This window comes from Burkholderia sp. AU17457, from assembly GCF_002223255.1.
Lineage (GTDB): Bacteria > Pseudomonadota > Gammaproteobacteria > Burkholderiales > Burkholderiaceae > Burkholderia > Burkholderia sola.
In genome coordinates this window covers 898,839-923,083 of sequence record NZ_NKFB01000004.1, presented here as the reverse complement: position 1 = coordinate 923,083, position 24,245 = coordinate 898,839, and the positions used below count along the sequence as shown (strand labels likewise).

Sequence of the window (24,245 nt, the reverse complement as noted above, 5' to 3'; positions counted from 1 at the left end):
AAACCACATGAGCGAGAACAATTTCCTGGTGATCGACGACAACGAGGTGTTCGCGGGCACGCTCGCGCGCGGCCTCGAGCGCCGCGGTTACGCGGTCCAGCAGGCGCACGACAAGGAAGCGGCGCTGCGGCTCGCCGCGGGCGGCAAGTTCCAGTTCATCACCGTCGACCTGCATCTCGGCGAGGATTCGGGGCTGAGCCTCATCGCGCCGTTGTGCGACCTGCAGCCCGATGCGCGGATTCTGGTGCTGACCGGCTACGCGAGCATCGCGACCGCCGTGCAGGCCGTGAAGGAGGGCGCGGACAACTACCTCGCGAAGCCGGCGAACGTCGAGTCGATCCTGGCCGCGCTGCAGACCAACGCGACCGAAGTGCAGGCCGACGAGGCGCTCGAGAATCCGGTCGTGCTGTCGGTGGACCGGCTTGAATGGGAGCACATCCAGCGCGTGCTGGCCGAGAACAACAACAACATTTCGGCGACCGCGCGTGCGTTGAACATGCACCGCCGCACGCTGCAGCGCAAGCTCGCGAAGAAGCCGGTTCGGCAGTAAGCGGCGCAGCAACGAAAACGGGCGGCCCCCGGCGAAAGGGGCCGCCCGTTTTTCATCCGGCGCCGCGCGCGGTTACAGCACGTAGCGCGACAGGTCTTCGTCCTGCGCCACTTCGCCGAGCGCGCGGTCGACATACTTCGCGTCGATCGTCACGCGCTCGCCGGCGTGGTTGCCGGCCGAGAACGACACTTCCTCGAGCAGCTTCTCGATCACCGTGTACAGCCGGCGCGCGCCGATGTTCTCGGTTTTCTCGTTGACCGCGAACGCGATCTCGGCGAGGCGCCGGATGCCGTCGTCGGCGAATTCGAGCTGCACGTCCTCGGTCGCGAGCAGCGCCTGGTACTGCTTGACGAGGCTCGCGTCGGTCGCATCGAGGATCGCCTCGAAATCTTCGACCGACAGCGAATCGAGCTCGACGCGGATCGGGAAGCGGCCTTGCAGCTCGGGAATCAGGTCGCTCGGCTTCGCGAGGTGGAACGCGCCGCTCGCGATGAACAGGATGTGATCGGTCTTCACCATCCCGTACTTCGTGTTGACCGTCGTGCCTTCGACGAGCGGCAGCAGGTCGCGCTGCACGCCCTGGCGCGACACTTCGCCGCCGCTGCCTTCGTTGTTGCGCGACGTGATCTTGTCGATCTCGTCGAGGAACACGATGCCGTTCTGCTCGACGTTCTGCACGGCCTTCGTCTTCACTTCCTCTTCGTTGAGCATCTTCGCCGCTTCCTCGTCGGTCAGCAGCTTCAGCGCTTCCTTGATCTTCACCTTGCGGCGCTGCTTCTTGCCGCTGCCGAGGTTCGAGAACATCGAGCGGATCTGCTCGGTCATCTCTTCCATCCCGGGCGGCGCCATGATGTCCATGCCGACCGACGGCTGCTCGAGGTCGAGCTCGACTTCCTTGTCGTCGAGCTGGCCTTCGCGCAGGCGCTTGCGGAAGGTCTGACGGGTCGCGTTGTTGTCGTCGTTCGCGTGCTCGGCATTGCCGCCGAAGCCCACCGCGCGCGGTTGCGGCAGCAGGATGTCGAGGATGCGGTCTTCGGCCTGGTCGGTCGCCTTGCTGCGGACCTTGCGCATTTCGGATTCGCGCGTCTGCTTGACCGATATCTCGATCAGGTCGCGCACGATGCTGTCGACGTCGCGGCCGACGTAGCCGACTTCGGTGAACTTGGTCGCTTCGATCTTGATGAACGGCGCGTCGGCGAGCTTCGCGAGGCGGCGCGCGATTTCGGTCTTGCCGACGCCCGTCGGCCCGATCATCAGGATGTTCTTCGGCGTGATTTCCTGGCGCAGCGGCTCGGCGACCTGCTGGCGGCGCCAGCGGTTGCGCAGCGCGACGGCGACGGCCTTCTTCGCCTTCGCCTGGCCGATGATGTGCTTGTCGAGTTCCGAGACGATCTCGGCAGGGGTCATGGTGCTCATGGGGCGGTCCTTACTCGATCGTTTCGATGATGCGGTTGTGGTTCGTGTAGATGCACATGTCGCCGGCGATCCCGAGCGACTTCTCGACGATCTCGCGCGGGGACAGATCGGTGTTCTCGACGAGCGCGCGGGCTGCGGCCTGCGCATACGCCCCGCCCGAGCCGATCGCGCAGATCCCGCCTTCCGGGTCGAGCACGTCGCCGTTGCCGGTGATCACGAGCGTGGTGGTCGCATCGGCCGTGATCAGCATCGCCTCGAGGCGGCGCAGCATCCGGTCGGTGCGCCAGTCCTTCGCGAGCTCGACGGCCGCGCGGGTCAGGTTGCCCTGGTGCTTCTCGAGCTTCGCCTCGAAGCGGTCGAGCAGCGAGAACGCATCGGCGGTGCCGCCCGCGAATCCGACCAGTACCTGGTTGTTGTAGATCCGCCGCACTTTCCGCGCGCCACCCTTCATGACGATGTTGCCGAGGGTTACCTGGCCGTCGCCGCCGAGCGCGACCTGGTCGCCGCGCCGGACTGAAACGATGGTCGTGCCGTGAAATTGCTCCATCTGCGTTCCTTGAGAAAAACGGGGAAGAGTCGGGCGGCGCGATGCGCCGCCGCGTGAATCCGCAGTGCGCCGGGGAGCGGCCCGGCGCGCGTCCGTTTCATTTTAGGGCGGGCGCCGGGATATCAAGAGGGGATGGCAAATCGGCCGGCGGCCGGGAACCGGCGCCGGAAAAACAAAAAGCGCGCGGCAGGCCGCGCGCTTTCGGGAAGCAGCGTGTTTGAGCGGAACGCCGCCCGATCAGTCGCCGAACAGCTTCTGGCGCAGCTCGCGGCGCTCCTGCGCCTCGAGCGACAGCGTGGCGGTCGGACGTGCGAGCAGGCGCGGAATGCCGATCGGCTCGCCGGTTTCCTCGCACCAGCCGTAATCGCCGGAATCGATGCGGGCGAGCGACTGCTGAACCTTCTTGAGGAGCTTGCGTTCGCGATCCCGCGTACGCAGCTCGAGCGCGTGCTCTTCCTCGATCGTCGCGCGGTCGGCGGGATCGGGGACGATCACCGTCTCGCGCAGGTTCTCGGTCGTCTGGCCTGCATTCTTGAGGATGTCCGCCTGCAACTGTTCGAGCCGATTTTTGAAGAAGGCGAGCTGATCCTCATTCATGTAATCCTTGTCGCTCATCTTCAGGATTTCGGCTTCGGTCAAGAGTTTCTTCGTCATCTGCTTGCTTCTTCAATGTGCGGCAAATCGAGAGATATTGCCTGCACTTTGGGATTACCCGCAACCGCGTTTGCATTCATTTGCGATTTGCCGCCGCGGGGCCGAAAGCCTCTGGAAACCGGTTCTCAAATACCAGGATAGGCCTGGCGCGGAGTTGTGCGCGCTGCGAACCGGTGTGCTGCGCGGCACATCGCATCGGCCGCGGCCGGGAGGCGGATTGGCGATCCGGCGCGGTTGCGATGCCCGGAAAACTGGTTCAGCAAGAACCGGGCCTGTTTGTTGCCGTACTCCAGCGGGCACGTATTGTAACTGAATCGCAAGCGGGCGCCGTATCGGGTCGATCCCCGTCGGCTGCGCCAATATCTAGAAAATATAACGCGCAAATCGCGAAAAAGCGATGACGGCGAAACCCTGCCCGAAAAAGGCGCCCCGGGGCGGCCGCGGCCGCCTGGGCTGGCGGCCGCGCAGCGGAGCGCGGCGGGCGCCCGCGCGGGTCAGGCGAGGCAGGCGTCGAGGCCGTCGGTGATCAGGTCCTGCGGCAGGTCGACGCCGATGAACACCATCTTGTTGGTCTTCTTCTCGACCGGCAGCCACTTCGCCGCGAGGTCGCTGCCCATCATCTGGTGCACGCCCTGAAACACGACCTTGCGGTCCACACCCTTCATGTACAGCACGCCCTTGTAGCGCAGCATCCGCTCGCCGTAGATCTGGAGGATGCCGCCGAGGAAGTCTTCCAGCTTGTTCGGGTCGAACGGGCGGTCGTTGCGGTACACGAACGACTTGATCTTGTCGTCGTGGTGCGCGTGGTGGTGGTGATGGTGGCCGTGATCGTGCGCGCATTGGCCGTGATCGTGATCGCAATTCGCGTGATCGTGACCATGGTCATGATCGTGGTGATCGTGCGCGTGATCGTCCTCGGCGAGGAAATCGGGATCGATCTCGAGCTTCGCGTTCAGGTTGAAGCCGCGCAGGTCGAAGATTTCCTTGATGTCCGCTTCGCCGAAATTCACGACCTTGATCGCGGCCTTCGGGTTCATGTGCATCAGTCGGTGCTTGAGGCCCGCGACGGTCTGGTCGTCGACGAGGTCGGACTTCGTGATGAACAGGCGGTCGGCGAAACCGACCTGGCGCTGCACCACCTCATGCTCGTCGAGCTGCGCGTTCGCGTGCTTTGCGTCGACCAGCGTGATGACCGCGTCGAGCAGGAAATCGTCGGCGATTTCGCTGTCGATGAAGAACGTCTGGGCGACGGGGCCCGGGTTCGCGAGGCCGGTCGTCTCGATCACGATGCGGTCGAAATCGAGCTTGCCTTCGCGCTTCTTCGCGGCCAGGTCGCCGAGCGCGCGGGCGAGGTCGCCGCGGATCGTGCAGCAGATGCAGCCGTTGCTCATCTGGATGATCTGCTCGTTCGAATCCTGCACGAGGATTTCGTTGTCGATGTTCTCTTCGCCGAACTCGTTCTCGATCACGGCGATCTTCATGCCGTGCTGTTCGTTCAGGATGCGCTTGAGCAGCGTCGTCTTGCCGCTGCCGAGGAAGCCGGTGAGGATGGTGACGGGAGTGGCCATGTCGGTCGCCTGTGGTTCGTGAATCGGGGTCAAAACCAGGATGTGCGTCGCGCCCTCGCGCTGCGAGCCGGGGCGCACAACCATCCATTGAAACATACCTGTCAAGTCCCCGCCCGTCGTCCGGACGACAGACGAAAGCGCGGGCCCGACAGGCGGGGCCGGCGGACCGGAGTGTCCGCCAAGATCGGGGCGATCAGACGATTTGCAACAGCAGGCCCTTCAGATATTCGCCTTCCGGGAACGCGGCGAGCAGCGGATGATCGACGCCCGCGCCGAGCCGCTTCAGGATGCGCGCGTCGACCTTCGCGTCGGCGGCCGCGCCCGCGACGATCTTCTGGAACAGGTCCATGTCGATCGCGCCCGAGCACGAGTACGTGAACAGCAGGCCGCCCGGGCGCAGCAGCCTGAAGCCGCTCAGGTTGATGTCCTTGTACGCGCGCGCCGCGCGATCGACGCTGTCGCGGGTCGGCGCGAACTTCGGCGGATCGAGCACGATCAGGTCGAAACGCTCGCCTTCGTCGACGAGGCGGCGCAGCGTCTTGAACGCGTCCGCGTCGAGCCAGGTCGCGCGTTCGGCGTCGAAGCCGTTGGCGACGACGTTCTGCTGCGCGAGCGCGAGCGCATCGCCCGACGAATCGATGGACACGACGCGTTTCGCCCCGCCCTTGAGCGCCGCGAGCGAGAAGCCGCCCGTGTAGCAGAAGCAGTTGAGCACGTCGCGGTCGGCCGCGTACTGCGCGACGAGCGCGCGGTTGTCGCGCTGATCGACGTAGAAGCCCGTCTTGTGGCCGTTCGGCACGTCGACGTGATAGCGCACGCCGTTTTCGTTCGCGATCAGCGTCGCGGGCGGCGCGTCGCCGGCCAGCACGCCGGTCGTCTGTTCGAGCCCTTCCTTGTCGCGGATCGACACGTCCGAGCGCTCGTACACGTTCGGACAGCCGGTCGCACCGGTGAGCGCCGCGACGATCGCGTCCTTCCATGCTTCGACGCCCGCGGCCATGAACTGGCAGACGAGCTGGCCGCGCGGCGCCGCGCCGGCTTCGGCGGTGTCCGCGACGTAGTAGTCGACGATCAGCCCCGGCAGCCCGTCGGCTTCGCCGAACACGAGCCGTACCGCGCCCGTGCCCGACACCATCGTCGTGCGGTGCGCGACCGCGCGCTGCACGCGGCGCTTGAAGAACGCGTGATCGATTGGCTCGTGCTCGTCGAAGCTCCACACCCGCACGCGGATCTGCGACTGCGGGCTGTACGCGCCGCGCGCAAGGAAGCGGCCGTCATGCGCGCGCACCAGTACGGTCGCGCCGGGCGCGGGCTTGCCGTCGACGCGGTCGATCGCATTGGCGTAGATCCACGGATGGCGGCGCAGCAGCGATTTTTCCTTGGACGGCTTGAGGGTGACGGTTTGCATGATGAGATGGAAATGGGCCGCGCGCGACGCCGGCCGGTGCCGGCCGCCGCGCGCGGCGGGTAAACACAGGACGCGCGTCAGTCGCGCTTCTTCGCGCGCGGATGCGCGCTGTCGTAAATCTTCGCGAGATGCTGGAAGTCGAGCGACGTATAGATCTGCGTCGCGGCGACGCTCGCGTGGCCGAGCAGTTCCTGCACCGCACGCAGGTCGCCGCTCGACTGCAGCACGTGTGTCGCGAACGAGTGGCGCAACACGTGCGGGTGGACGTTGGCGGGGATGCCGGCGGCGAGCGCCGCGCGCTTCACGCGCTCGCGCACGACGCCCGGCGACATCCGGTTGCCGCGCACCGACACGAACAGCGGATGCGGATCGTGCTTCACGAATTCGCCGCGCACCGCGAGCCACGCGTTCAGCGCGTCGATCGCCTTGCGGCCGACCGGCACCTTGCGCTCCTTGTTGCCCTTGCCGCGCACGGTGACCTCGGCTTCGGCGAGATCGAGCCAGCCGGCCGAGCGATAGCCGTCGGCCTGCGTGTACCGGACGTCGAGCCCCACCAGCTCGGCGAGGCGCAGCCCCGACGAATAGAACAGCTCGAGGATCGCGTGGTCGCGAATGCCTTCGGTCGTGTCGGGCAGCGGCGTATCCATGAGCGTGACCGCATCGTCGACCGACAGCGCTTTGGGCAGCGATTTCTCGCGTTTGGGCGCGCGTACCCCGGCGACGGGGTTCGCGGGCATCTCGATGCGCTGCGCGAACCAGCGATAGAACGCACGCCATGCGGAAAGCCGGTGCGAGATCGAGCGCGCGGACAGCCCGGCCGCGTGCCCGCGCACGACCGCGCCGCGCATGTCGGCGGCGGTCAATGCTTCGAGCGGCCGGCCGGCCGCGAGCTTCTTCAGTTCGTCGAGTTCGTGCGTGTACGCGCGCAGCGTGTGTTCCGACAGCTGCCTGACGTGCTTCAGGTTCGACAGGTAGGCGGCGATCGGATCGTCGGTCATCGCGTGCGGCGGATCAGTGCGGCAGCAGGCGCGTGAGCGCGGCGCTCGCGAGCGTCGCGATCTGGGCGAGGAAATCGGTGGCCATCCCGTCGTGGAAGCGGCGCGGATCGGGCGAGCCGAGCACGAGCAGGCCGAACGCGGGCGCGTCGTTGCCGGCGAGCGGCGCGCGCAGCGCGAGCAGCGCGACCGACGCGGCCGCACCGTCGCCGGCCGGCGCGGCTTCGGCGCCTTCCGCCGCGCTCGCGGCCGGGGCGGCGAGCGCGGGTGCGAGCCACTGCGCGGCCTCGAAGCCCGTATTCGCGCCGCAGTACGGCGTCGACAGGCCATTCGCGAACAGGCGCACTTCCTCGCCGACCTGGCGCGCGAAATCGGCTTGCGCGTAGGTGTCGGCGACGTCCCACACGCGCAGCGCCGTCTGCGGCACGTCGAACACGTCGGCGATGCCGTCGGCGATCGTGCGCGGCAGCGCGTACGGATCGCGCTCCGCGATCACGCGCGCGGTCCAGCGGCTGAACTTCGCGGACAGGCTGTCGTTCTCGTGGCCGTAGCGCACGAGTTCGGCGAGCCGGCGCTCGAGATGCTTGTTCTTGTCGCGCAGCATCTCCATCTGCCGCTCCTGCAGCGAGATCGCGGCCTTGCCGTGCGGGTTCGCGAGACGGATCGTCGCGAGCAGCTCGGCGTGCTGCGCGAAGAATTCGGGATTGGCGAGCAGGTAGTCGGCGACTTCGCGATCGTTCATGTGGCTGGCGCGTTCAGTTATCAAGGACGTTGCAGGGTCAGGCGTTCAGGTCGATCTCGCCTTCGAACACGGTCGTGGCGGGGCCGGCCATCATCAGCGCGGCGGCTTCGTCGCGCGCGCCGTCCCAGCCGATCGTCAGCGTGCCGCCGTGGGTGTGCACGGTCACGGGCGAATCGAGCAGGCCGCGCCGGATGCCGGCCGCGACCGCCGCGCACGCGCCGGTGCCGCACGCGAGCGTCTCGCCCGCGCCGCGTTCGTATACGCGGAGCTTCACCTCGCGGCGCGACACGATCTGCATGAAGCCGGCGTTCACGCGCTGCGGGAAGCGCGCATGGCGCTCGATCAGCGGGCCTTCTTCCAGCACCGGATACGCTTCGACATCGTCGACGATTTGCACCGCGTGCGGGTTGCCCATCGATACCGTCGAGATCCAGCGCGTGGCGCCGCCGACGTCGAGCGGCCACAGCGTGTCGTGGCCCTGCGTGCGGCCGTCGAGCCCCGACGCGTCGAACGGCACCTGCGCCGGCGCGAACATGGGCGCGCCCATGTCGACGACGACTTCGCCGTTGTCCTGCAGCGTCAGCGTGATCAGGCCCTTCATGACCTGCACGCGCACGCTGCGCTTGTCGGTCAGGCCGCGGTCGCTGACGAACTTCACGAAACAGCGCGCGCCGTTGCCGCAGTGTTCGACCTCGCCGCCGTCGCAATTGAAGATCCGGTACTTGAAATCCGCGCCGTCGACGGTCGGCTTCTCGACCAGCAGCAACTGGTCGGCGCCGATGCCGAAGTGGCGGTTGGCGAGCGCGCGCACCTGCGCGTCGGAGAGCGGCGGCAGCGCGCGCGAATAGCCGTCGAGCACGACGAAGTCGTTGCCCGCGCCGTGCATCTTGGTGAACGAGAGTTTCACTGGGTCCGGAATTCCATGGCGAACGAGGCGGTCGGCACGACGGACGCGGCGTGCCGTCATGCCGGGCGTCGTCGTTCGTCGTGCGGATCTCAGCCGTAAATGATACATGCAGCCGACAGGGGCGTCCTGCGCGGGTGGGCTGCGCGTCTGTCATGGAGATGGAAGGGGGGCGCTATCTGCCGATCGGCCGACTGGTCGTGCGAATGATGAGCGGTCGGATTGACGGGGGCGTGGCGGGCGCGCCGAAGGTGGCGAGGGCGCGGGCACGCGCATGACGGCGCACCCGCGAACGTCTCGCGGCAGGGTCAGTACAGGCTCGGCTCGCCGGGCGGGCGCGTCTTGAAGCGCTTGTGCACCCAGTAGTACTGCTCGGGCATCAGCGGAATCTGTTCTTCGAGGAATGCGTTCATCCGCCGCGCGTCGAGATCGTCGTCGCCGGTCGGGTAGTGATCCCACGGCTTGAATACCTTCAGACGGTAGCCCTTGTAGTTCGGCAGCACCTCGCCGATGAACGGCACGACCTGCGCGCGGCCCGTCTTCGCGAGCCGGCCGACGGCCGTCAGCGTGCACGCCGGCACGCCGAAGAACGGGACGAACGTCGAGTTGCGCAGCCCGTAGTCCATGTCGGCGCCGAGCATCACCGGCTTGCGGTCGCGCAGCCAGCGCAGCACGACGCGCGCGCTGTCCGCGCGGCCGACCATCTCGGCGTCGAAGCGTCCGCGCGCCTTCTTTGCTTCTTCCTCGAGCACCGCGTTCGAGAACGGCTGGTAAAGCGATCCGCAGCGGCGGTGCAGCGAACGGTTCAGCCAGATCGAGCCGGCCTCGATGCCGACGAAGTGCAGGCCGAGGAACAGCGTCGGCGGCAGGTCGGGATCGTCGAGATCGACCGCGCTGTCGACCTGGATCAATTTCGCGAGCTTCTTCTCCGAGCCGAACCACTGGACGCTGCGCTCGACGTAGCTGCGGATCGCATGACGGAAATGCTGGCCGGCCACTTCCTCGCGCCGCGCGTCGCTCCAGTCGGGGAAGCAGAGTTTCAGATTCGTATGTACGATGCGCTTTCGCCGGCTGGGGATCTGATACAGCAGCCAGCCGAGGCCATCGCCGAACCGTGCGGTCAGACCGTATGGCAGCAGGGCGAGCAGCTTCAGCAAGCCGATGGCGAGGTGCGTGCCGAGGCGGCCTAGCATGCGGAATCTCCGTAGGGCCGGCTGGCCGGCATGTTGCGAACAGGGTGGTAAGACAGCGGAAGATGCAGCACGGGCGGCGCTCTGTGACAATTCATGAAAGCCGCTATAATACGGGCTTCGCCGAGTTAACTGACAACTTGCGGGGCGAAGCCGGCTGGCGCGACACACGCCGCCCGGTCCTGGTAATCCGCTAAAGCGTCGCCGCTTCAGGCCCAACGAAGCTGGCTACGTGAAACCAACCGTAACCACACAGGAGCCTGAAAAAGTGGCAAACGATTATCTCTTCACGTCCGAATCCGTCTCCGAAGGCCATCCGGACAAGGTCGCGGACCAAATCTCGGACGCGATTCTCGACGCCATCCTCGAGCAGGACAAATACTCCCGCGTTGCGGCCGAAACGCTGTGCAACACGGGTCTCGTCGTGCTGGCCGGTGAAATCACCACGACCGCCAACATCGATTACATCCAGATCGCGCGCGATACGATCAAGCGCATCGGCTACGACAACACCGACTACGGCATCGACTACAAGGGTTGCGCGGTGCTCGTCGCGTACGACAAGCAGTCGCCGGACATCGCGCAGGGCGTCGATCGTGCACACGACGACAACCTCGATCAAGGCGCGGGCGACCAGGGCCTGATGTTCGGCTATGCGTGCGACGAAACGCCGGAACTGATGCCGCTGCCGATCTACCTGTCGCACCGCCTCGTCGAGCGCCAGGCCAGCCTGCGCCGCGACGGTCGCCTGCAATGGCTGCGTCCGGACGCGAAGTCGCAGGTCACCGTCCGCTACGTCGACGGCAAGCCCGATTCGATCGACACCGTCGTGCTGTCGACGCAGCATGCTCCGGACATCGAGCTGCCCGCGCTGCGCGAAGCGGTGATCGAGGAAATCATCAAGCCGACGCTGCCGGCCGACCTGATCAAGGGCGACATCAAGTTCCTCGTGAACCCGACCGGCCGGTTCGTGATCGGCGGCCCGCAGGGCGATTGCGGCCTGACCGGCCGCAAGATCATCGTCGACACGTACGGCGGTGCCGCACCGCACGGCGGCGGCGCGTTCTCGGGCAAGGATCCGTCGAAGGTCGACCGTTCGGCTGCGTATGCCGGCCGTTACGTCGCGAAGAACATCGTCGCGGCCGGCCTCGCGTCGCGCGCGCTGATCCAGGTGTCGTACGCGATCGGCGTGGCCGAGCCGACCTCGGTGATGGTCAACACGTTCGGCACGGGCCGCGTGTCGGATGCGGTGATCACGAAGCTCGTGCGCGAGCATTTCGACCTGCGTCCGAAGGGCATCATCAAGATGCTCGACCTGCTGCGCCCGATCTACGAGAAGACGGCAGCTTACGGCCACTTCGGCCGCGAAGAGCCGGAATTCTCGTGGGAAGCGACCGACAAGGCGCTCGTGCTGGCCGAAGCGGCCGGCGTGGAGCCGACGGCACGCGTCGCATAAGCGTCGTCCGCCTGAAATGAAAAACCCCGGCCAGGCCGGGGTTTTTTTTATGGGTCGAGCGCCGAGGCAACGGTGGCGATCGGGCGGACAACGCCCGCCGGGCACACGCTCAACGCGCGCCGAACCCGAACCAGCCGTTGCTGGCCGCGAGGCGGCGCGGGCGGTTGATGCGGCGCTGCGGGCCGAGCTTGCGGCGCAGCGCGAGCGCGCGCAGCGACGACGGTTTTTGCAGCAGCGAGCGCAGGCCGGCGCGGCGAGCGAATGCCTGCGCGCTCATCATCGAGAAAAACGCGTGGAACCACGCACGGATGCCGTCCAGCCGGCTGTGCGCGTGCGTACGTTCGGCCAGCGCCTGCGTCCGTGCGCGGTGATGGCGCAGCGAGCGGGCGGGAGCGGACGGCACGACGCGCTTCGCAGCGCGGTTGAAACGGGAAGTCAGACGGAATGGCATGTGAACGATGCTTCGCTTGTATGGTGGCGCCCTGCAGAGCGCACTGGTATGAACGGCCTCGGATGACGCAACGGATCTTATCGAAACCCGTTGCGCGCCGCGCCCGCCAGAATTGACAGGCCGCGTCAGGCTACAGGGGATTCGTGACGGGCAAAAGTCGCGATAAACCCTTGTGCCGCAAGGCGTGTGCCGCCTACCGCCTGTCGCTGAGGCAGGCGCCGCGCCGCACAGTTCCCTTGCGCTGGATCAAATCCGCGATTGGCATGCCCCTGCGCACGACAATGGCGCTGTTCGCGGTATCCGGCGCCGATTTACAATCGTCACATTCACACAATAAACGTCTGGCATCCCATGTCGTCTCCATTGCAGTCGGAATCGATCCGCGCGCAAGTCGCGGAATTGCGCGAGCGCGGCTTCGTCGTCGCGCGCGGCCTCGTCGGCGAAGCGCAGTGCGCGGCGCTCAGGCAGATCGCGGAGCGCCAGTTGCGGGAGGCCGCCGAGCCGATCGAGTTCGAGGCCGACCTGCGCTATCCGGGCGCGCCCGAGTCGAAGCATGCGCCGGGCGGGCATACGGTGCGACGGCTGCTCGATGCGTACTCGCGCGATCCGGCGTTCGCCGAGCGCGCGATCGCGCCTGAAATCGGCGCATGGATGCGTGAGTATTTCGGTGAAGAGCCGGTGCTGTCGCGCGCGCATCACAACTGCATGATGACGAAGCACCCGGCGTACGGCAGCCTGACCGGCTGGCATCGCGATTTCCGCTACTGGGCGTTCGAGCGTCCGGACATGGTGTCGGTGTGGCTCGCGCTCGGGCCCGAAACCAACGAGAACGGCGCGTTGTGGCTCGTGCCGGGTTCGCATACGGCCGAATTCGGGCCGGAAGCCTTCGACGACGCGAAGTTCTTCCGCAGCGATCTGCCGGAAAATCGCAGGATGATCGACGCGGCCACGTGCCCGTCGCTGCAGACGGGCGACGTCGTGTTCTTCCACAGCAACACGCTGCATTCGGCCGGGCAGAACCGTTCCGACCAGGTGAAGTTCTCGCTCGTGTACACGTATCACGGCGCGAGCAACCGGCCGTTGCCCGGCACGCGCTCGGCGTCGAAGCCGGAAGTGCAGTTCTAGGCGCCGGGCAGCCGGCGAAGCGGCCGCGATCACGTAATGCGGCGCATCGCGGGCGAATGAAGCAACGGGCGGCCTGGCCGCCCGTTTCGTTTGGTGCGGCCCGCGCGCGTGGCGCGGGCTGGATGTGCGTCGCGATGCGTCTCGATCAGCGCTTGCCGCCCGGCATCGCGAGGCCGATCAGGCCGACGAACGACGCGACGGCGCCGCCGACGATCAGCAGGATCGTCTTCGTCGCCGGCGAGCCGGTGAAGAAGCGCGACACGTTGTCGTTGATCGAATGGAACGACTGGCCGCCGAAATACAGCAGCACGACGCCGCCGACGAGCAGTGCAACCGAGATGACCCGGGACATACCAACCTCGCTGAAACGGTGATTCGAGACGCCGCAGTGTAGGCGAGCGCCGCGGTCGCGTCCATCGCCGTGCCGCCGTGCATGATCCGGCCGCTTTCGCTACCATAGTCGTCGTATGACTTCTTCGCCGCCGTCGCGCCATGGGCGCGGCGGGCGCGCGTCCCTTCCCCCGATGTCCTGACGGAACAGACTCATGGCCTACGAAGCAGCTTCCGAACGTTATGCCGGCATGCAATACCGCACCTGCGGCCGATCCGGGCTCCAACTGCCCGCCCTGTCGCTCGGCCTGTGGCACAACTTCGGCGATTCGACGCCGATCTCGACGCAGCGCGAGATCCTGCGCACCGCGTTCGACCTCGGCATCAACCACTTCGACCTCGCGAACAACTACGGGCCGCCGTACGGCAGCGCCGAAACCAACTTTGGCCGACTGCTGAAGGAGGATTTCCGGCCGTATCGCGACGAGCTGCTGATCTCGACGAAGGCCGGCTGGGACATGTGGCCGGGGCCGTACGGCAGCGGCGGCGGATCGCGCAAATACGTGCTCGCGAGCCTCGACCAGAGCTTGCAGCGGATGGGGCTCGACTATGTCGACATCTTCTACTCGCACCGTTTCGACGCACATACGCCGCTCGAGGAAACGGCGGGCGCGCTCGCGTCGGCGGTGCAGCAGGGCAAGGCGCTCTACATCGGCATTTCGTCGTACTCGGCCGCGAAGACGCGCGAGATGGCCGCGCTGCTCGCGCAATACAAGGTGCCGCTGCTGATTCACCAGCCGTCGTACAACATGCTGAATCGCTGGATCGAAGAGGATCTGCTCGACACGCTCGACGACGTCGGCGCGGGCAGCATCGCGTTCACGCCGCTCGCGCAGGGCCTGCTCACGTCGAAGTACCTGAACGGCGTGCCGGCCGACGCACGCGTGAACAAGCCGGGCGGCGGCTCGCTGAAGCAGGATCACCTGAGCGCGGACAACCTCGAGCATGTGCGCAAGCTCAACGCGATCGCCGAACGGCGCGGGCAGAGCCTTGCGCAAATGGCGCTGGCGTGGGTGCTGCGCAACGGCCGCGTGACGTCCGCGCTGATCGGCGCAAGCCGGGCGGAGCAGGTGCGCGAGAACGTCGGTGCGTTGAGCAACCTCGAATTCTCCGCTGAGGAACTCGCGGAGATCGATCGTTACGCGACGGAAGGCGGCATCAATCTGTGGGAAAAGCCGTCCACCGATCAGGCGATCTGACCGGAAGGCGATACGGGATGCGAAACATCGCGTGCCGTATCGCCCACGCGCAGGCCGTTCGTCGCCTCGCTGCGGTGCAGCGAGGCACGTCACGCGCGGGTGATGGCGCTAGATCAGCGCAGGCAGGCCTTCAACGAGCAGCACCGCGACGCCGACGCCCAGAATGACGCCGAGTACGCGCAGCAGGTTGTGACGGAACTGAGTGGCGCACGGCACCGCGCCGAGAAATAGCGCTCCGGCCAGCGCCATCGGAATCAACAGGATGAAGTCGCCGATCGTGAAATAGGTCGTCATGCGTGTCTCCAGTGTCGGCCGAAGTGGGCGCGTCAGCGCTTGCCCGGGCTTCATCCTTGCCGGATGTCGGCCGAAGTCGGCGCACGTTCGCTCACCCCGGTCCCATGCCGGGCGTTTCTAGTTGGTCCGGCCCGTCGTGCGCAGGCCGGTCAATTCGAGTATAGGCAACCGGCGGCGTTTTTCGCTATCCGAACCATTAAAAATCAGCGGAAAGCCCCGGGAATCGCGCGTTTTTCATGCAAACAAGACGAACGCCTTGCGCGTATCTTTCCCGTTCCTTTCGGTTTTCGCGGAATCGTCGTATGTGTCCGATGCGGGCCGCCGCACCCGCGCGCGGCGGCCCGCCCGCTTACGCGCCGTCGGGTTGCGGGCGGCCGGCCGGCGCGCGGAACACGAGCGCGAGCCCCGCGATGATCGCGCCCATGCCGGCGAGCGCGAGCGGCTCGGGCCGGTTGCCGAGCCACGCGGCATCCATCAGCGTGGTGACGACGGGCACGAGATAGAACAGGCTCGTCACGTTGACGAGATCGCCGCGCTGCATCAACCGGTAGAACAGCAGCTGCGCGATCACCGAAATCACGATGCCGAGCCACAGCAGCGGCACGACGAACGCCCAGCTCATATCGAACGATACCGGCCGGAACGGCACGATCGCGACGCACAGCGCGAGGCCGATCGCATTCTGCAGCGGCAGCACGTCGGCGGGCGCCGCGCGTACGCGCTTTTGCAGCAGCGAGCCGACGGTCAGCGCGACGAGCGCCGTGAGCGCGCACGCGATGCCGGCAGCCGACAGGCCGCCCGTCCCGCCGCTCACGCCGCGGCCCACGACGAGCGCGAGGCCGGCGAGCGACAGCGCGAGTCCCGCGATGCGCACGGGCTGCCAGCGACGCTCGACGATCGCGAGCGTGAGGATCGGCTGCACGCCGAGGATCGTCGCGAGCACGCCGGGCGCGATGCCGCGCTCGAGCGCGAGCAGGTAGAAGATCGAATAGCCGCCCATCATCAGCAAGCCGGTCAGCGCGGCCATGCGCCGCTCGCCGCGCGGCGGCAGCCAGCGTTTGCGCATGAAGGCCAGCGCGAGCAGCACGAGCGATGCGAGCGCGAAACGGGCAGTGAGAAAGGCGAACGCGGACGCGTGACGCAGACCGAGTTCGGCGAAGATCGCGCCGCTGCTCCACAGCAGCACGAAGAGCGACGTCGCGCCATGCGCGGCGAGCGCGCGTTTGAACGAAACCATGTGAATCCACCTGTCGAACGGATCGAAACGTTCCATTCGCGCGCACGGCTACACGCCGCGCGTCATGACGCACGTACCCGCAGCCAACGGAGCGAATGGAAGACGAAAACGGATGCCGGCGAGTCAGCCGGCGCGTGCCGCCGAAGGGGGCGGCGCGGCGCAGACGAGCGGCGGTGCGACAGGGGGAGGAAGGACCGACGGATGCACGCACGCCTGCGGCCGCGAGTCGAACTGCGGCCGGGATTTTGCGAGGGCGGACGTGAGCGGATGCATCGTGTCGGAATGCGGTTGAACGCGAATGAAAGCCAAAGGTACAGCAAGGCAGCGGTCGAGCGCAACTGCTGTCGGCGGCTGCGCATCGCGGGCGATGGTGTCGTGTCGATGCAGGCCGACGCCGGGGCGCCGGCCGCTGCGCACGCAAGCATTCGACGAACGGAAGAAAGCGATCGCCATGCGACGCGCGCGATGCGATGTCGGCGTGGTCGACGGGCGTGCCCCGATGATCCCGCACGGGCGATGCGAAGCGGTACGTCTATTGCGTCGATCACATGCGCGCGGCGGCGCCGGGCGGTTTCGGTGGGCAGTCACATTCGACAGGGTATGATGGGGGTAACCGGGCGGGCAAGTGCGTGTCCGGCGCAGTGGTTGATTGGAGACATTCGACGAATTCGCGGCACTTCGCCTGCTTCTTCTTCTTTTCGCGCTTCGATAAACCGTGAACAATGGGATCACGCGCAACGCTCCGCCGAGAGCGGCGCGGATCGCGCATTTGCCGGCTCGCCAGCGGGCCGGGTTTCAAGATTCAAGAGTGGGGAACCATCATGCATATCGGGTCGATTGTCTGCACTACCCATATCGCGGTGCCGAAGGGCGCGCGCGGCATCGTCCAGCGCATCCTGGGCGACATGGCCATGGTGACCTGGTACGCGGGCGTGCCGGGTGAGTCGAAAGAACTCAACACCGAGCCGTTCTTTCTCGAGGACCTGATCGACACCGGCGAATCCGTTCTGCCGGCCGGCGCGGCGCTTCACTAGGGCTGTTCACGCGAATAGCGGGCTTGCGAACGCGCCTTTCCGCCCGTCCCCCAAGGAGACTTCCTTCGGGCGCAGGCAAGAAGAGAGGAGGCGCAATAGTCGTAGCTATTGCAGCGACGAACGACGCCGCCATGCGGGCGCAAAGGCGCGTTCCCCTGTTTGGAAAATTCGTTCGTGGGGCCAGCGCAAGCTCGTCATTTGCGTGAACAGGCCCTGACACATCGCACCGGACGCTCGTCTTTCGGTCCGGCTGGCGGCACAATGCGGGGCATGACAGACGCCACTTCCGCTCCCGCTTCTCCCGCCAGCCCGCCGTTCGCCGGCCTCACGCCCGAATGCGTGCTCGACGCGCTCGACAGCGTGCTGATGCCGGCCGGCCTGCGCACCGACGGGCGCCTGCTCGCCCTCAACAGCTACGAAAACCGCGTCTACCAGGTCGGCATCGAAGACGGCCCGCCGGTCGTCGCGAAGTTCTATCGCCCGGCGCGCTGGTCCGACGACGCGATCCTCGAAGAGCATGCGTTCGTCGCCGAACTCGCCGCGCGCGAGATTCCGGCGGTGCCCGCGCGAGCCTTCGACGGCCGCACGCTGCACGCGTTCGACGGCTTCCGTTTCTCGATCTTCGAGCGGCGCGGCGGCCGCGCACCCGATCTCGACCGCAGCGACACGCTCGAATGGCTCGGCCGCTTCATCGGCCGCATCCATGCGGTCGGCGCGACCGAGCCGTATGTCGCGCGCCCGGTGCTCGACATCGGCACGTTCGGCTACGAGCCGCGCGACTACCTGCTCGCGCACGATTTCATTCCGGATGACGTAAGACCGGCGTACGAGACCGCGGTCGCGCTGGCGCTCGAAGGCGTCGAGGCCGCGTTCGCGCGCGCCGGAGAGATTCGCCTGCTGCGCACGCACGGCGACTGTCATCCGAGCAACGTGCTGTGGACCGATGCCGGCCCGCATTTCGTCGACTTCGACGACAGCCGGATGGCGCCGGCCGTGCAGGATCTGTGGCTGCTGCTGCCGGGCGATCGCGAAGGCGCGTCGCGCGCGCTGGCCGACCTGCTCGCCGGCTACGAGGATTTCTGCGAATTCGAGCCGCGTGAGCTGCATCTGGTCGAAGCGCTGCGCACGCTGCGGCTGATCCACTATGCGGCGTGGCTCGCGCGGCGCTGGGACGATCCGGCGTTTCCGGCCGCCTTCCCGTGGTTCAACACGCATCGTTACTGGGAAGCGCGCGTGCTCGAATTGCGCGAGCAGATCGGCGCGATGCAGGAAGGGCCGCTCTGGCCCGTGTGACGTGCGACGGCTGCATGCGCGGCATCCATGCCGCGCGGCAGGTTGGCCGGGGCCGCGGCGCGACGCGCACGGCCCGTTCCCTCAGAACTTCAGCATCAGCTTGATCAGCGCGGCGAAGCGCTTGCCGTACGGCGGCGCGAGCAGGTTGCGCGCGTTCAGCCGCGCCTGCGTGAGCACCGGCTTCATCTTCGAGAACGTCACGAAGCCGTCGTAGCCGTGATACGCGCCCATGCCGCTCGCGCCGACGCCACCGAACGGCAAGCTGCCGCACGCGATGTGCATCAGCGTTTCGTTGACCGTGACGCCGCCCGAGACCGTTTCGCGCATCACGCGGTCGATCGTGCCGCCATCCTCGTCGAACAGGTACAGCGCGAGCGGACGCGGGCGCGCGTTGACGTACGCGATCGCTTCGTCGAGCCGCTCGTACGGCACGAGCGGCAGCAGCGGCCCGAAGATTTCCTCCTGCATCAGTTGCGACGCGGCCGGCACCTGTGTGACCGCGCACGGCACGAAGCGGCGCGACGCGGGATCGGACTGCGCGTCGGATAGCGGATGCAGCTGCGCGCCGGCGGCCTGCGCCTCGCTCGCCAGTTGCTGCAGGCGCGCGTAGTGGCGCGGCGACACGATCGTCGTGTAGTCGCCGTTGGTCGACAGGTCCGGATACAGCTTCGCGAAGCGGGTCCGCGCGCGTTCGATGAACGCGCCTTCCATGCCGCGCGGCAGCAGCACGTAGTCGGGCGCGATGCAGGTCTGGCCGGCGTTCAGCGTCTTGCCGGCGACGATCGCGTCGACGGCCGCGTCGAAGCGCGCATTCGGGCCGATGATCGCCGGCGATTTGCCGCCAAGCTCGAGCGTGACGGGCGTCAGGTTGTCGGCGGCCGCGCGCATCACGTGGCGGCCGACTTGCGTCGAGCCGGTGAACAGCAGATGGTCGAACGGCAGCGCGCTGAACGCGGCGCCGACTTCCGCGTCGCCGTTCACGACCGCGACGTGGTCGCGCGTGAAGGTCTTGCCGATGAGCTGCTCGAACAGCGCCGACGTGCGCGGCGTCAGTTCGGACATCTTGATGATCGCGCGGTTGCCGGCGGCGAGCGCGCAGATCAGCGGGCCCGCGGCGAGCAGCACCGGGTAGTTCCACGGCACGACGATGCCGACCACGCCGAGCGGTTGCGGCATCACCTTCGCGCGCGCCGGGCGCAGCCACTTGTTCATCGGCTTGCGGGCCGGCTTCATCCAGCGCTTGCCGTGCTTCAGCGCGTCGTCGATCTCTTCCTTCGCCATCCAGATTTCCGACAGCAGCACTTCCTGCTTCGCGCGATGGCCGAAGTCGGCGCTGATCGCGTCGGCGAGTGCATCCGCGTGATCGATCAGCATCGTGCGCAGCGCGCGCAGGTGCTGCGCGCGCGTGTCCCATGCCGGGTACGGTGCGCGCAGGTACGCCGCGCGCTGGTCGTGCAGCAGCGACGTCAGCGCATCGACCGACGGTAGTGCTTGCGGGGCCAGTTCGGGCAGGTCGTTCTTCATGTCGTCTCCTCCAGTTGGGCCTGGCCGATCGGCCGGCCGTCACGCCGCGCGCGCACGCTCGGCGAGCACGGCGACGCGGATCGGGTGATGCGTGTCGCACGGCGCGGGGCCGGATGCGACGGGTACGCGAAAACCGGTTTCAGCACGTGGCAAGCGTCGTATCCGCGCGACGGTGTCCGCGTCGGAACGTCGTGCCGCCCGGCATGCGCATACGAGCCGATACGGTGACGCGCGGGCACGCGATGCCGTCTTGCGATCGTCTGCCGGTGCACCGCGGCAGCGCAGCGCGACAGATCCGCGACGGCGCGGCGCCGCGCATCGTGCGGCGGCGGCGACACACCGTCCAAACGGTCGGCGACGACACGTGCCGTTCGATTTCGACCGACTGCGCGCATGACGCCGTGCATCGTCGCGCGGGCCGTCGTTTGAAATGAAATGCGAACCGCGCGCGCGACCGCCGGATCACCCGGCCGGCACGCGGCGTGCAGGCGCTGGCGCTGCATCGTCGTTCCTCCCGTTTCGCGACGAATCGGCTTCTCGTGGCCGGTGCATCGCGCGACGCGACTCGATACATCTTAAATTTAGTTCACGCGGGCGTTTAGAGGAATCGCTCTTGAATCGGCGCGCCGCGCACGGGACGGCCATTCCTACAATGCCCGAACACAAGAGGAGACGCGGTCGCGCGGCGGTGCCGGGCGCCTTCCATGACACGACGGAGACGTGACATGCAATACGACTACATCATCGTCGGCGGCGGCTCGGGCGGCTCAAGCCTCGCCGGCCGTCTCGCCGATGCCTGCCCCGATGCGACGATCGCGCTGATCGAGGCCGGCTCGCATACGGAGCGCAACCTGCTCGTCAACATGCCGGTCGGCATCGCGGCGCTGGTGCCGTTCAAGCTCGGCACCAACTACGGCTACGAGACGGTGCCGCAGCCCGGCCTTGGCGGGCGGCGCGGTTACCAGCCGCGCGGACGGGGGATGGGCGGCTCGAGCGCGATCAACGCAATGATCTACACGCGCGGCCATCCGGGTGACTACGACGAGTGGGCGCAGCTCGGCGCGACGGGCTGGGGCTGGCAGGACGTGCTGCCGTATTTCCGCCGCGCGGAAGGCAACGAACGCGGCGCGGACGCATGGCACGGCGCGGACGGCCCGCTGTCGGTGTCGGATCTTCGCTTTCGCAATCCGTTCTCCGAACGATTCATCCAGGCCGCGCACGCGGCCGGCTATCCGCTGAACGACGACTTCAACGGCGCGACGCAGGAAGGCGTCGGCTTCTATCAGGTCACGCATCGCGACGGCGCGCGCTGCAGCGTGGCGCGCGCGTACATCTACGGCCGCAACCGGTCGAACCTGCACGTGGTCCCCGATGCGACGGTGCTGCGCGTCGGCTTCGACGGCAAACGCGCGGTCGGCGTCGTCGTGTCGCGCAACGGGCGCGTCGAGACGCTCGGCGCGCGCGCGGAAGTGGTGCTGTCGGCCGGCGCGTTCAATTCGCCGCAATTGCTGATGTGTTCGGGGATCGGCCCGGCCGAGCAATTGCGCCGGCACGGGATCGCGGTCGTGCACGATGCGCCGGACGTCGGCGCGAACCTGATCGACCACATCGACTTCATCATCAATACGCGCGTGAATTCGTCGGAACTGGTCGGCGTGTGCCTGCGCGGCATCGCGAAGATGACGCCGGCGCTCGTGCGCTATTTCTCGCGCCGCACGGGGATGATGACGAGCAACGTCGCGGAGGCCGGCGGCTTCATCAAGAGCGATCCGTCGCTCGCGCGTCCCGACCTGCAACTGCATTTCTGCACGGCGCTCGTCGACGATCACAACCGCAAGATGCACTGGGGCTTCGGCTATTCGCTGCACGTGTGCGCGCTGCGGCCGTTCAGCCGCGGCACGGTCGCGCTCGCGAGCGGCGATGCGCGCGACGCGCCGCTGATCGACCCGCGCTTCTTCAGCGATTCACGCGACCTCGACCTGCTGGTGCGCGGCACGCAGGCGATGCGCCGCATCCTGTCGCAGGCGCCGCTCGCGTCGCAGGGCGGGCGCGAGCTGTACACGCGACCGGACCAGAGCGAAGCGGAGCTGCGCGCGACGATCGTCGCGCATGCGGACACGATCTATCACCCGGTCGGCACCTGCCGGATGGGCTCGGATGTGCGGGCGGTCGTCGATCCGCAACTGCGCGTGCGCGGCGTCGACGGGCTGCGGGTGGTGGATGCGTCGGTGATGCCGACGCTGGTCGGCGGGAACACGAATGCGCCGTCGGTGATGATCGGCGAACGCGCGGCGGACTTCATCGTCGCCGCGCGCAAGGGCGGTGTGCCGCGCGGCGAGGCGGCCGCGGCGGTGCACGGCCGCTAGACGCGGCGCGCGCACGGCAGCGGCCATGCTCAGGCAAACGTATCGACGAGGCCGGCGCGGCTCACGCGCGCGGCGACCGGTGCGGATTGCGCGGCGTCGACGGGTGCATCGACGGCTGACGGTCCGCCGTTCCCGCGTCGCGACGACTGGCCGCCGGCGAAGGCCTGCTGCGGGTTTTGCTGCTGTTGCTGCGAAGCGAGGCCGCCGTCGCTGACGGTCGCGCTGCCGAGCCCGAGCCCGCCCGCTTCCATCGCTTCGCGCAGCTTCGGCAGCGCGGCTTCGACCGCGTCGCGCACCTGCGCGTGCTGCGACACGAACAGCGCGTGCGCATGGTTGTCCGCGACGCGCAGCACGACCTGCAGCGGCCCGAGATCGGGCGGGTTGAGCGTCAGCTCGGCGCTCTGCTGGTGCGCATTCGACAGGAACACCACTTTCTGGCTCAGTGCGTCCGTCCAGTCGGCCGTGCCGACGTGCGGCGCGAGCACGTGCGCGTTGGCGGCGGCGATCGCCCCGGCGGCTGGCGACAGTTGCAGGTTCGCCTGCGCGGCGGCGGTGGCCGCGGCGCCGGCGGCGAGCGTCGCGCTGGCGGCCGGGTCCGTCGCGTTGCCGGCCGCCGCGAGCGCGTGCTGGGCGCCGGACTGCGCGTTCGCGTCGGCCTGCAGCGTCTGCGCGGTGATCTGTGTCGGCGTCTGCTGGGTGGCGAGCGCGCCTTTCGCGTCGGCGAGCGTGCGGTCGAACGTCGGCACTTTCGGCGTCAGCGGCGCGGCGGCGTTCGACGTGGTCGTGGTCGTGGCCGGCGCCGTCGGCGTGGCGGCGGCGGTCGCGCTGGTCGCGGGCATCGCAATCGCGTTCGCACCACCCGTCAGCTTGGCGAGCGCCGCTTGCAGCGCGTCGCGGCTCGATGCCGGGTCGGTCGGTTGGGCGGCCGCCTCCTGGGCTGCATGATTGGCGAGTGTCGCCGTGGCGTTCAGCTGGCCGGACACTGCTGTCTTTTGAGTCGCGGCCGCGGCAGCAACGGCCGCAGCGGTCGCCGCGTCGGCCGGCGTCGCGATGTCCGGGCGCGCCTGCAATTGCGCCTGAACGGCCGCGGCGGCCGCGAGTGCGGCGGCGTCGGGATTGGCGGTGGCGGTGTTCGCGGTGGTGTCGTCGGTCGCCGTGTCGTCGTCCGTGCCGGACGGCTTCGCACCGGCGGCCGGCTTCGACGCAGCCTGTTGGGTCGGCACGTCGGGCGTACCGGCGTCGGCCGTGTCGCCTCGCGTGGCGACGCTTTGCTTCAGCGTTTGTGCGAACGGCACGGCGCTCGTGGCGGCCGACGCATCGTTGGCGGCGGACGAACCCGAGCCGCGGGCGGCCTTGAGTGCGGCGCCGGCGGTGTCGAGCAGCGCGCCGAGCAGGGGCAGGGGAGGCATGACGGTTCTCTCGTTCGAATGCGGTGGTCGGTTACGACGAACGGGCCGCGTCGGCCCGCATGCGCAGGATCTTCGCGGCGTGTTCGTCGGCGTCGCGCTGTTCGCGCCGGGCGTCGCGCTTCGCTTCCTGCGCGACGCCGCGCGCCTGCAGGATTTCATACGAGCCGACGGTACGTTTCTTCTGCTGCCAGTTCGGGCGCGCCTCGTCGATGCGGACTTCGGCCGCGGCGAGCACGGTGCGCTGCTGCGCGATCGCGGCATCGAGCGTGTCGATGAACGCCTGGAAATTGCGCCAGTTCCCCGCCGGCATCCCGCTTTGCGCGGATTGCGCGAAGCGCGCGTGATATTCGTCGCGGTAGCGCAGCAGCGCGTCGAGCTGTTCGGCTGCCGCGGTGCGGTCGCGCTGCGCGGTGCCGAGCTGCTTCGCGGCCGAGTCGAGGTCGTCCTGCGCGCGGTCGAGCAGCAACTGAAGGGGAAAGCCGTGGGCCATCGG

General features: G+C 67.7%; 23 protein-coding genes. 7 read left to right on the top strand and 16 right to left on the bottom strand.

Features of this window, described 5'->3' with window-relative positions:
- Positions 1-7: 7 nt before the first annotated feature.
- The gene (locus CFB49_RS16715; RefSeq protein ID WP_021156278.1) at positions 8-550 is read left to right on the top strand and encodes a response regulator transcription factor; all 543 of its coding nucleotides are present in this window, start codon (positions 8-10) and stop codon (positions 548-550) included.
- Positions 551-622: 72 nt separating this feature from the next.
- Here CFB49_RS16715 and hslU read toward each other — a convergent pair whose 3' ends face one another.
- The 9 genes from hslU to lpxL form a co-directional block, all read right to left on the bottom strand.
- On the bottom strand, positions 623-1,966 hold the full coding sequence (hslU, locus tag CFB49_RS16710) for an ATP-dependent protease ATPase subunit HslU (protein WP_069618206.1): 1,344 nt from the start codon (positions 1,964-1,966) through the stop codon (positions 623-625).
- A gap of 10 nt (positions 1,967-1,976) precedes the next feature.
- A complete protein-coding gene (hslV, locus tag CFB49_RS16705) occupies positions 1,977-2,513 on the bottom strand; it encodes an ATP-dependent protease subunit HslV (protein ID WP_069618205.1) in 537 nt (178 codons plus the stop codon).
- A gap of 237 nt (positions 2,514-2,750) precedes the next feature.
- On the bottom strand, positions 2,751-3,167 hold the full coding sequence (dksA, locus tag CFB49_RS16700; protein WP_006477498.1) for an RNA polymerase-binding protein DksA: 417 nt from the start codon (positions 3,165-3,167) through the stop codon (positions 2,751-2,753).
- 494 nt (positions 3,168-3,661) lie between these two features.
- Positions 3,662-4,735 (bottom strand): CobW family GTP-binding protein, encoded by a 1,074-nt coding sequence (locus CFB49_RS16690; protein ID WP_089491852.1) that lies wholly within the window; start codon positions 4,733-4,735, stop codon positions 3,662-3,664.
- A 193-nt stretch (positions 4,736-4,928) separates the two neighbouring features.
- A complete protein-coding gene (locus CFB49_RS16685) occupies positions 4,929-6,143 on the bottom strand; it encodes a class I SAM-dependent rRNA methyltransferase (RefSeq protein WP_069618263.1) in 1,215 nt (404 codons plus the stop codon).
- 77 nt (positions 6,144-6,220) lie between these two features.
- Positions 6,221-7,141: a tyrosine recombinase XerC gene (xerC, locus tag CFB49_RS16680; RefSeq protein WP_069618203.1), complete on the bottom strand. Its 921-nt coding sequence runs from the start codon at positions 7,139-7,141 to the stop codon at positions 6,221-6,223.
- Between the two features lie 13 nt (positions 7,142-7,154).
- A complete protein-coding gene (locus CFB49_RS16675) occupies positions 7,155-7,880 on the bottom strand; it encodes a DUF484 family protein (protein WP_050017936.1) in 726 nt (241 codons plus the stop codon).
- Between the two features lie 37 nt (positions 7,881-7,917).
- Positions 7,918-8,787 carry a diaminopimelate epimerase gene (gene dapF, locus CFB49_RS16670; RefSeq protein WP_089491778.1) on the bottom strand — a complete coding sequence of 290 codons (870 nt, stop codon included), beginning with the start codon at positions 8,785-8,787 and terminating at the stop codon, positions 7,918-7,920.
- Positions 8,788-9,092: 305 nt separating this feature from the next.
- A complete protein-coding gene (gene lpxL / locus CFB49_RS16665) occupies positions 9,093-9,977 on the bottom strand; it encodes a lauroyl acyltransferase LpxL (protein WP_069618201.1) in 885 nt (294 codons plus the stop codon).
- Between the two features lie 265 nt (positions 9,978-10,242).
- On the opposite strand from lpxL, the gene metK reads away from it, so the two are divergent.
- Entirely contained in the window at positions 10,243-11,430 is a 1,188-nt protein-coding gene (gene metK, locus CFB49_RS16660) for a methionine adenosyltransferase (protein WP_050017940.1), read from the top strand.
- A 109-nt stretch (positions 11,431-11,539) separates the two neighbouring features.
- Here metK and CFB49_RS16655 read toward each other — a convergent pair whose 3' ends face one another.
- Positions 11,540-11,881 (bottom strand): hypothetical protein, encoded by a 342-nt coding sequence (locus CFB49_RS16655; RefSeq protein ID WP_069618200.1) that lies wholly within the window; start codon positions 11,879-11,881, stop codon positions 11,540-11,542.
- 351 nt (positions 11,882-12,232) lie between these two features.
- Between CFB49_RS16655 and CFB49_RS16650 the strand changes: the two genes are divergently transcribed.
- Complete coding sequence (locus CFB49_RS16650; RefSeq protein WP_069618199.1) at positions 12,233-13,006, top strand: phytanoyl-CoA dioxygenase family protein; 774 nt, start codon at positions 12,233-12,235, stop codon at positions 13,004-13,006.
- Positions 13,007-13,151: 145 nt separating this feature from the next.
- Here CFB49_RS16650 and CFB49_RS16645 read toward each other — a convergent pair whose 3' ends face one another.
- Entirely contained in the window at positions 13,152-13,358 is a 207-nt protein-coding gene (locus tag CFB49_RS16645; RefSeq protein WP_006477510.1) for a DUF3185 family protein, read from the bottom strand.
- 193 nt (positions 13,359-13,551) lie between these two features.
- On the opposite strand from CFB49_RS16645, the gene mgrA reads away from it, so the two are divergent.
- Positions 13,552-14,595, top strand: a complete 1,044-nt coding sequence (gene mgrA, locus CFB49_RS16640) for an L-glyceraldehyde 3-phosphate reductase (protein WP_089435761.1) — start codon at positions 13,552-13,554, stop codon at positions 14,593-14,595.
- 108 nt (positions 14,596-14,703) lie between these two features.
- On the opposite strand, the gene CFB49_RS16635 is transcribed toward mgrA, so the two are convergent.
- Positions 14,704-14,889, bottom strand: a complete 186-nt coding sequence (locus CFB49_RS16635) for a hypothetical protein (protein ID WP_006482800.1) — start codon at positions 14,887-14,889, stop codon at positions 14,704-14,706.
- A 349-nt stretch (positions 14,890-15,238) separates the two neighbouring features.
- The gene (locus tag CFB49_RS16630; RefSeq protein ID WP_069618262.1) at positions 15,239-16,126 is read right to left on the bottom strand and encodes a DMT family transporter; all 888 of its coding nucleotides are present in this window, start codon (positions 16,124-16,126) and stop codon (positions 15,239-15,241) included.
- 821 nt (positions 16,127-16,947) lie between these two features.
- Here CFB49_RS16630 and CFB49_RS16620 point away from each other — a divergent pair.
- A complete protein-coding gene (locus tag CFB49_RS16620; protein WP_006477514.1) occupies positions 16,948-17,160 on the top strand; it encodes a hypothetical protein in 213 nt (70 codons plus the stop codon).
- 270 nt (positions 17,161-17,430) lie between these two features.
- Entirely contained in the window at positions 17,431-18,453 is a 1,023-nt protein-coding gene (locus tag CFB49_RS16615; RefSeq protein WP_084044199.1) for a serine/threonine protein kinase, read from the top strand.
- A gap of 81 nt (positions 18,454-18,534) precedes the next feature.
- Here the strand turns inward: CFB49_RS16615 and CFB49_RS16610 are convergent, their stop codons facing one another.
- Positions 18,535-19,977, bottom strand: coding sequence for a coniferyl aldehyde dehydrogenase (locus tag CFB49_RS16610; protein WP_089491777.1), 1,443 nt, complete (start codon positions 19,975-19,977; stop codon positions 18,535-18,537).
- 725 nt (positions 19,978-20,702) lie between these two features.
- Here CFB49_RS16610 and CFB49_RS16595 point away from each other — a divergent pair.
- Positions 20,703-22,343: a GMC family oxidoreductase gene (locus CFB49_RS16595; RefSeq protein WP_089491776.1), complete on the top strand. Its 1,641-nt coding sequence runs from the start codon at positions 20,703-20,705 to the stop codon at positions 22,341-22,343.
- A gap of 29 nt (positions 22,344-22,372) precedes the next feature.
- On the opposite strand, the gene CFB49_RS16590 is transcribed toward CFB49_RS16595, so the two are convergent.
- Both CFB49_RS16590 and fliJ read right to left on the bottom strand, forming a co-directional pair.
- A complete protein-coding gene (locus CFB49_RS16590; protein ID WP_089491775.1) occupies positions 22,373-23,752 on the bottom strand; it encodes a flagellar hook-length control protein FliK in 1,380 nt (459 codons plus the stop codon).
- A gap of 31 nt (positions 23,753-23,783) precedes the next feature.
- Complete coding sequence (fliJ, locus tag CFB49_RS16585) at positions 23,784-24,242, bottom strand: flagellar export protein FliJ (RefSeq protein WP_069618192.1); 459 nt, start codon at positions 24,240-24,242, stop codon at positions 23,784-23,786.
- Between the last annotated feature and the right edge of the window lie 3 nt (positions 24,243-24,245).

Bases quoted from the DNA above. Each gene is read 5' to 3' on its own strand.
- CFB49_RS16715 (WP_021156278.1), top strand. From the start codon at position 8: ATGAGCGAGAACAATTTCCTGGTGATCGACGACAACGAGGTGTTCGCG.
- hslU (WP_069618206.1), bottom strand. From the start codon at position 1,966: ATGAGCACCATGACCCCTGCCGAGATCGTCTCGGAACTCGACAAGCAC.
- hslV (WP_069618205.1), bottom strand. From the start codon at position 2,513: ATGGAGCAATTTCACGGCACGACCATCGTTTCAGTCCGGCGCGGCGAC.
- dksA (WP_006477498.1), bottom strand. From the start codon at position 3,167: ATGACGAAGAAACTCTTGACCGAAGCCGAAATCCTGAAGATGAGCGAC.
- CFB49_RS16690 (WP_089491852.1), bottom strand. From the start codon at position 4,735: ATGGCCACTCCCGTCACCATCCTCACCGGCTTCCTCGGCAGCGGCAAG.
- CFB49_RS16685 (WP_069618263.1), bottom strand. From the start codon at position 6,143: ATGCAAACCGTCACCCTCAAGCCGTCCAAGGAAAAATCGCTGCTGCGC.
- xerC (WP_069618203.1), bottom strand. From the start codon at position 7,141: ATGACCGACGATCCGATCGCCGCCTACCTGTCGAACCTGAAGCACGTC.
- CFB49_RS16675 (WP_050017936.1), bottom strand. From the start codon at position 7,880: ATGAACGATCGCGAAGTCGCCGACTACCTGCTCGCCAATCCCGAATTC.
- lpxL (WP_069618201.1), bottom strand. From the start codon at position 9,977: ATGCTAGGCCGCCTCGGCACGCACCTCGCCATCGGCTTGCTGAAGCTG.
- CFB49_RS16655 (WP_069618200.1), bottom strand. From the start codon at position 11,881: ATGCCATTCCGTCTGACTTCCCGTTTCAACCGCGCTGCGAAGCGCGTC.
- CFB49_RS16650 (WP_069618199.1), top strand. From the start codon at position 12,233: ATGTCGTCTCCATTGCAGTCGGAATCGATCCGCGCGCAAGTCGCGGAA.
- CFB49_RS16645 (WP_006477510.1), bottom strand. From the start codon at position 13,358: ATGTCCCGGGTCATCTCGGTTGCACTGCTCGTCGGCGGCGTCGTGCTG.
- mgrA (WP_089435761.1), top strand. From the start codon at position 13,552: ATGGCCTACGAAGCAGCTTCCGAACGTTATGCCGGCATGCAATACCGC.
- CFB49_RS16635 (WP_006482800.1), bottom strand. From the start codon at position 14,889: ATGACGACCTATTTCACGATCGGCGACTTCATCCTGTTGATTCCGATG.
- CFB49_RS16630 (WP_069618262.1), bottom strand. From the start codon at position 16,126: ATGGTTTCGTTCAAACGCGCGCTCGCCGCGCATGGCGCGACGTCGCTC.
- CFB49_RS16620 (WP_006477514.1), top strand. From the start codon at position 16,948: ATGCATATCGGGTCGATTGTCTGCACTACCCATATCGCGGTGCCGAAG.
- CFB49_RS16615 (WP_084044199.1), top strand. From the start codon at position 17,431: ATGACAGACGCCACTTCCGCTCCCGCTTCTCCCGCCAGCCCGCCGTTC.
- CFB49_RS16610 (WP_089491777.1), bottom strand. From the start codon at position 19,977: ATGAAGAACGACCTGCCCGAACTGGCCCCGCAAGCACTACCGTCGGTC.
- CFB49_RS16595 (WP_089491776.1), top strand. From the start codon at position 20,703: ATGCAATACGACTACATCATCGTCGGCGGCGGCTCGGGCGGCTCAAGC.
- CFB49_RS16590 (WP_089491775.1), bottom strand. From the start codon at position 23,752: ATGCCTCCCCTGCCCCTGCTCGGCGCGCTGCTCGACACCGCCGGCGCC.
- fliJ (WP_069618192.1), bottom strand. From the start codon at position 24,242: ATGGCCCACGGCTTTCCCCTTCAGTTGCTGCTCGACCGCGCGCAGGAC.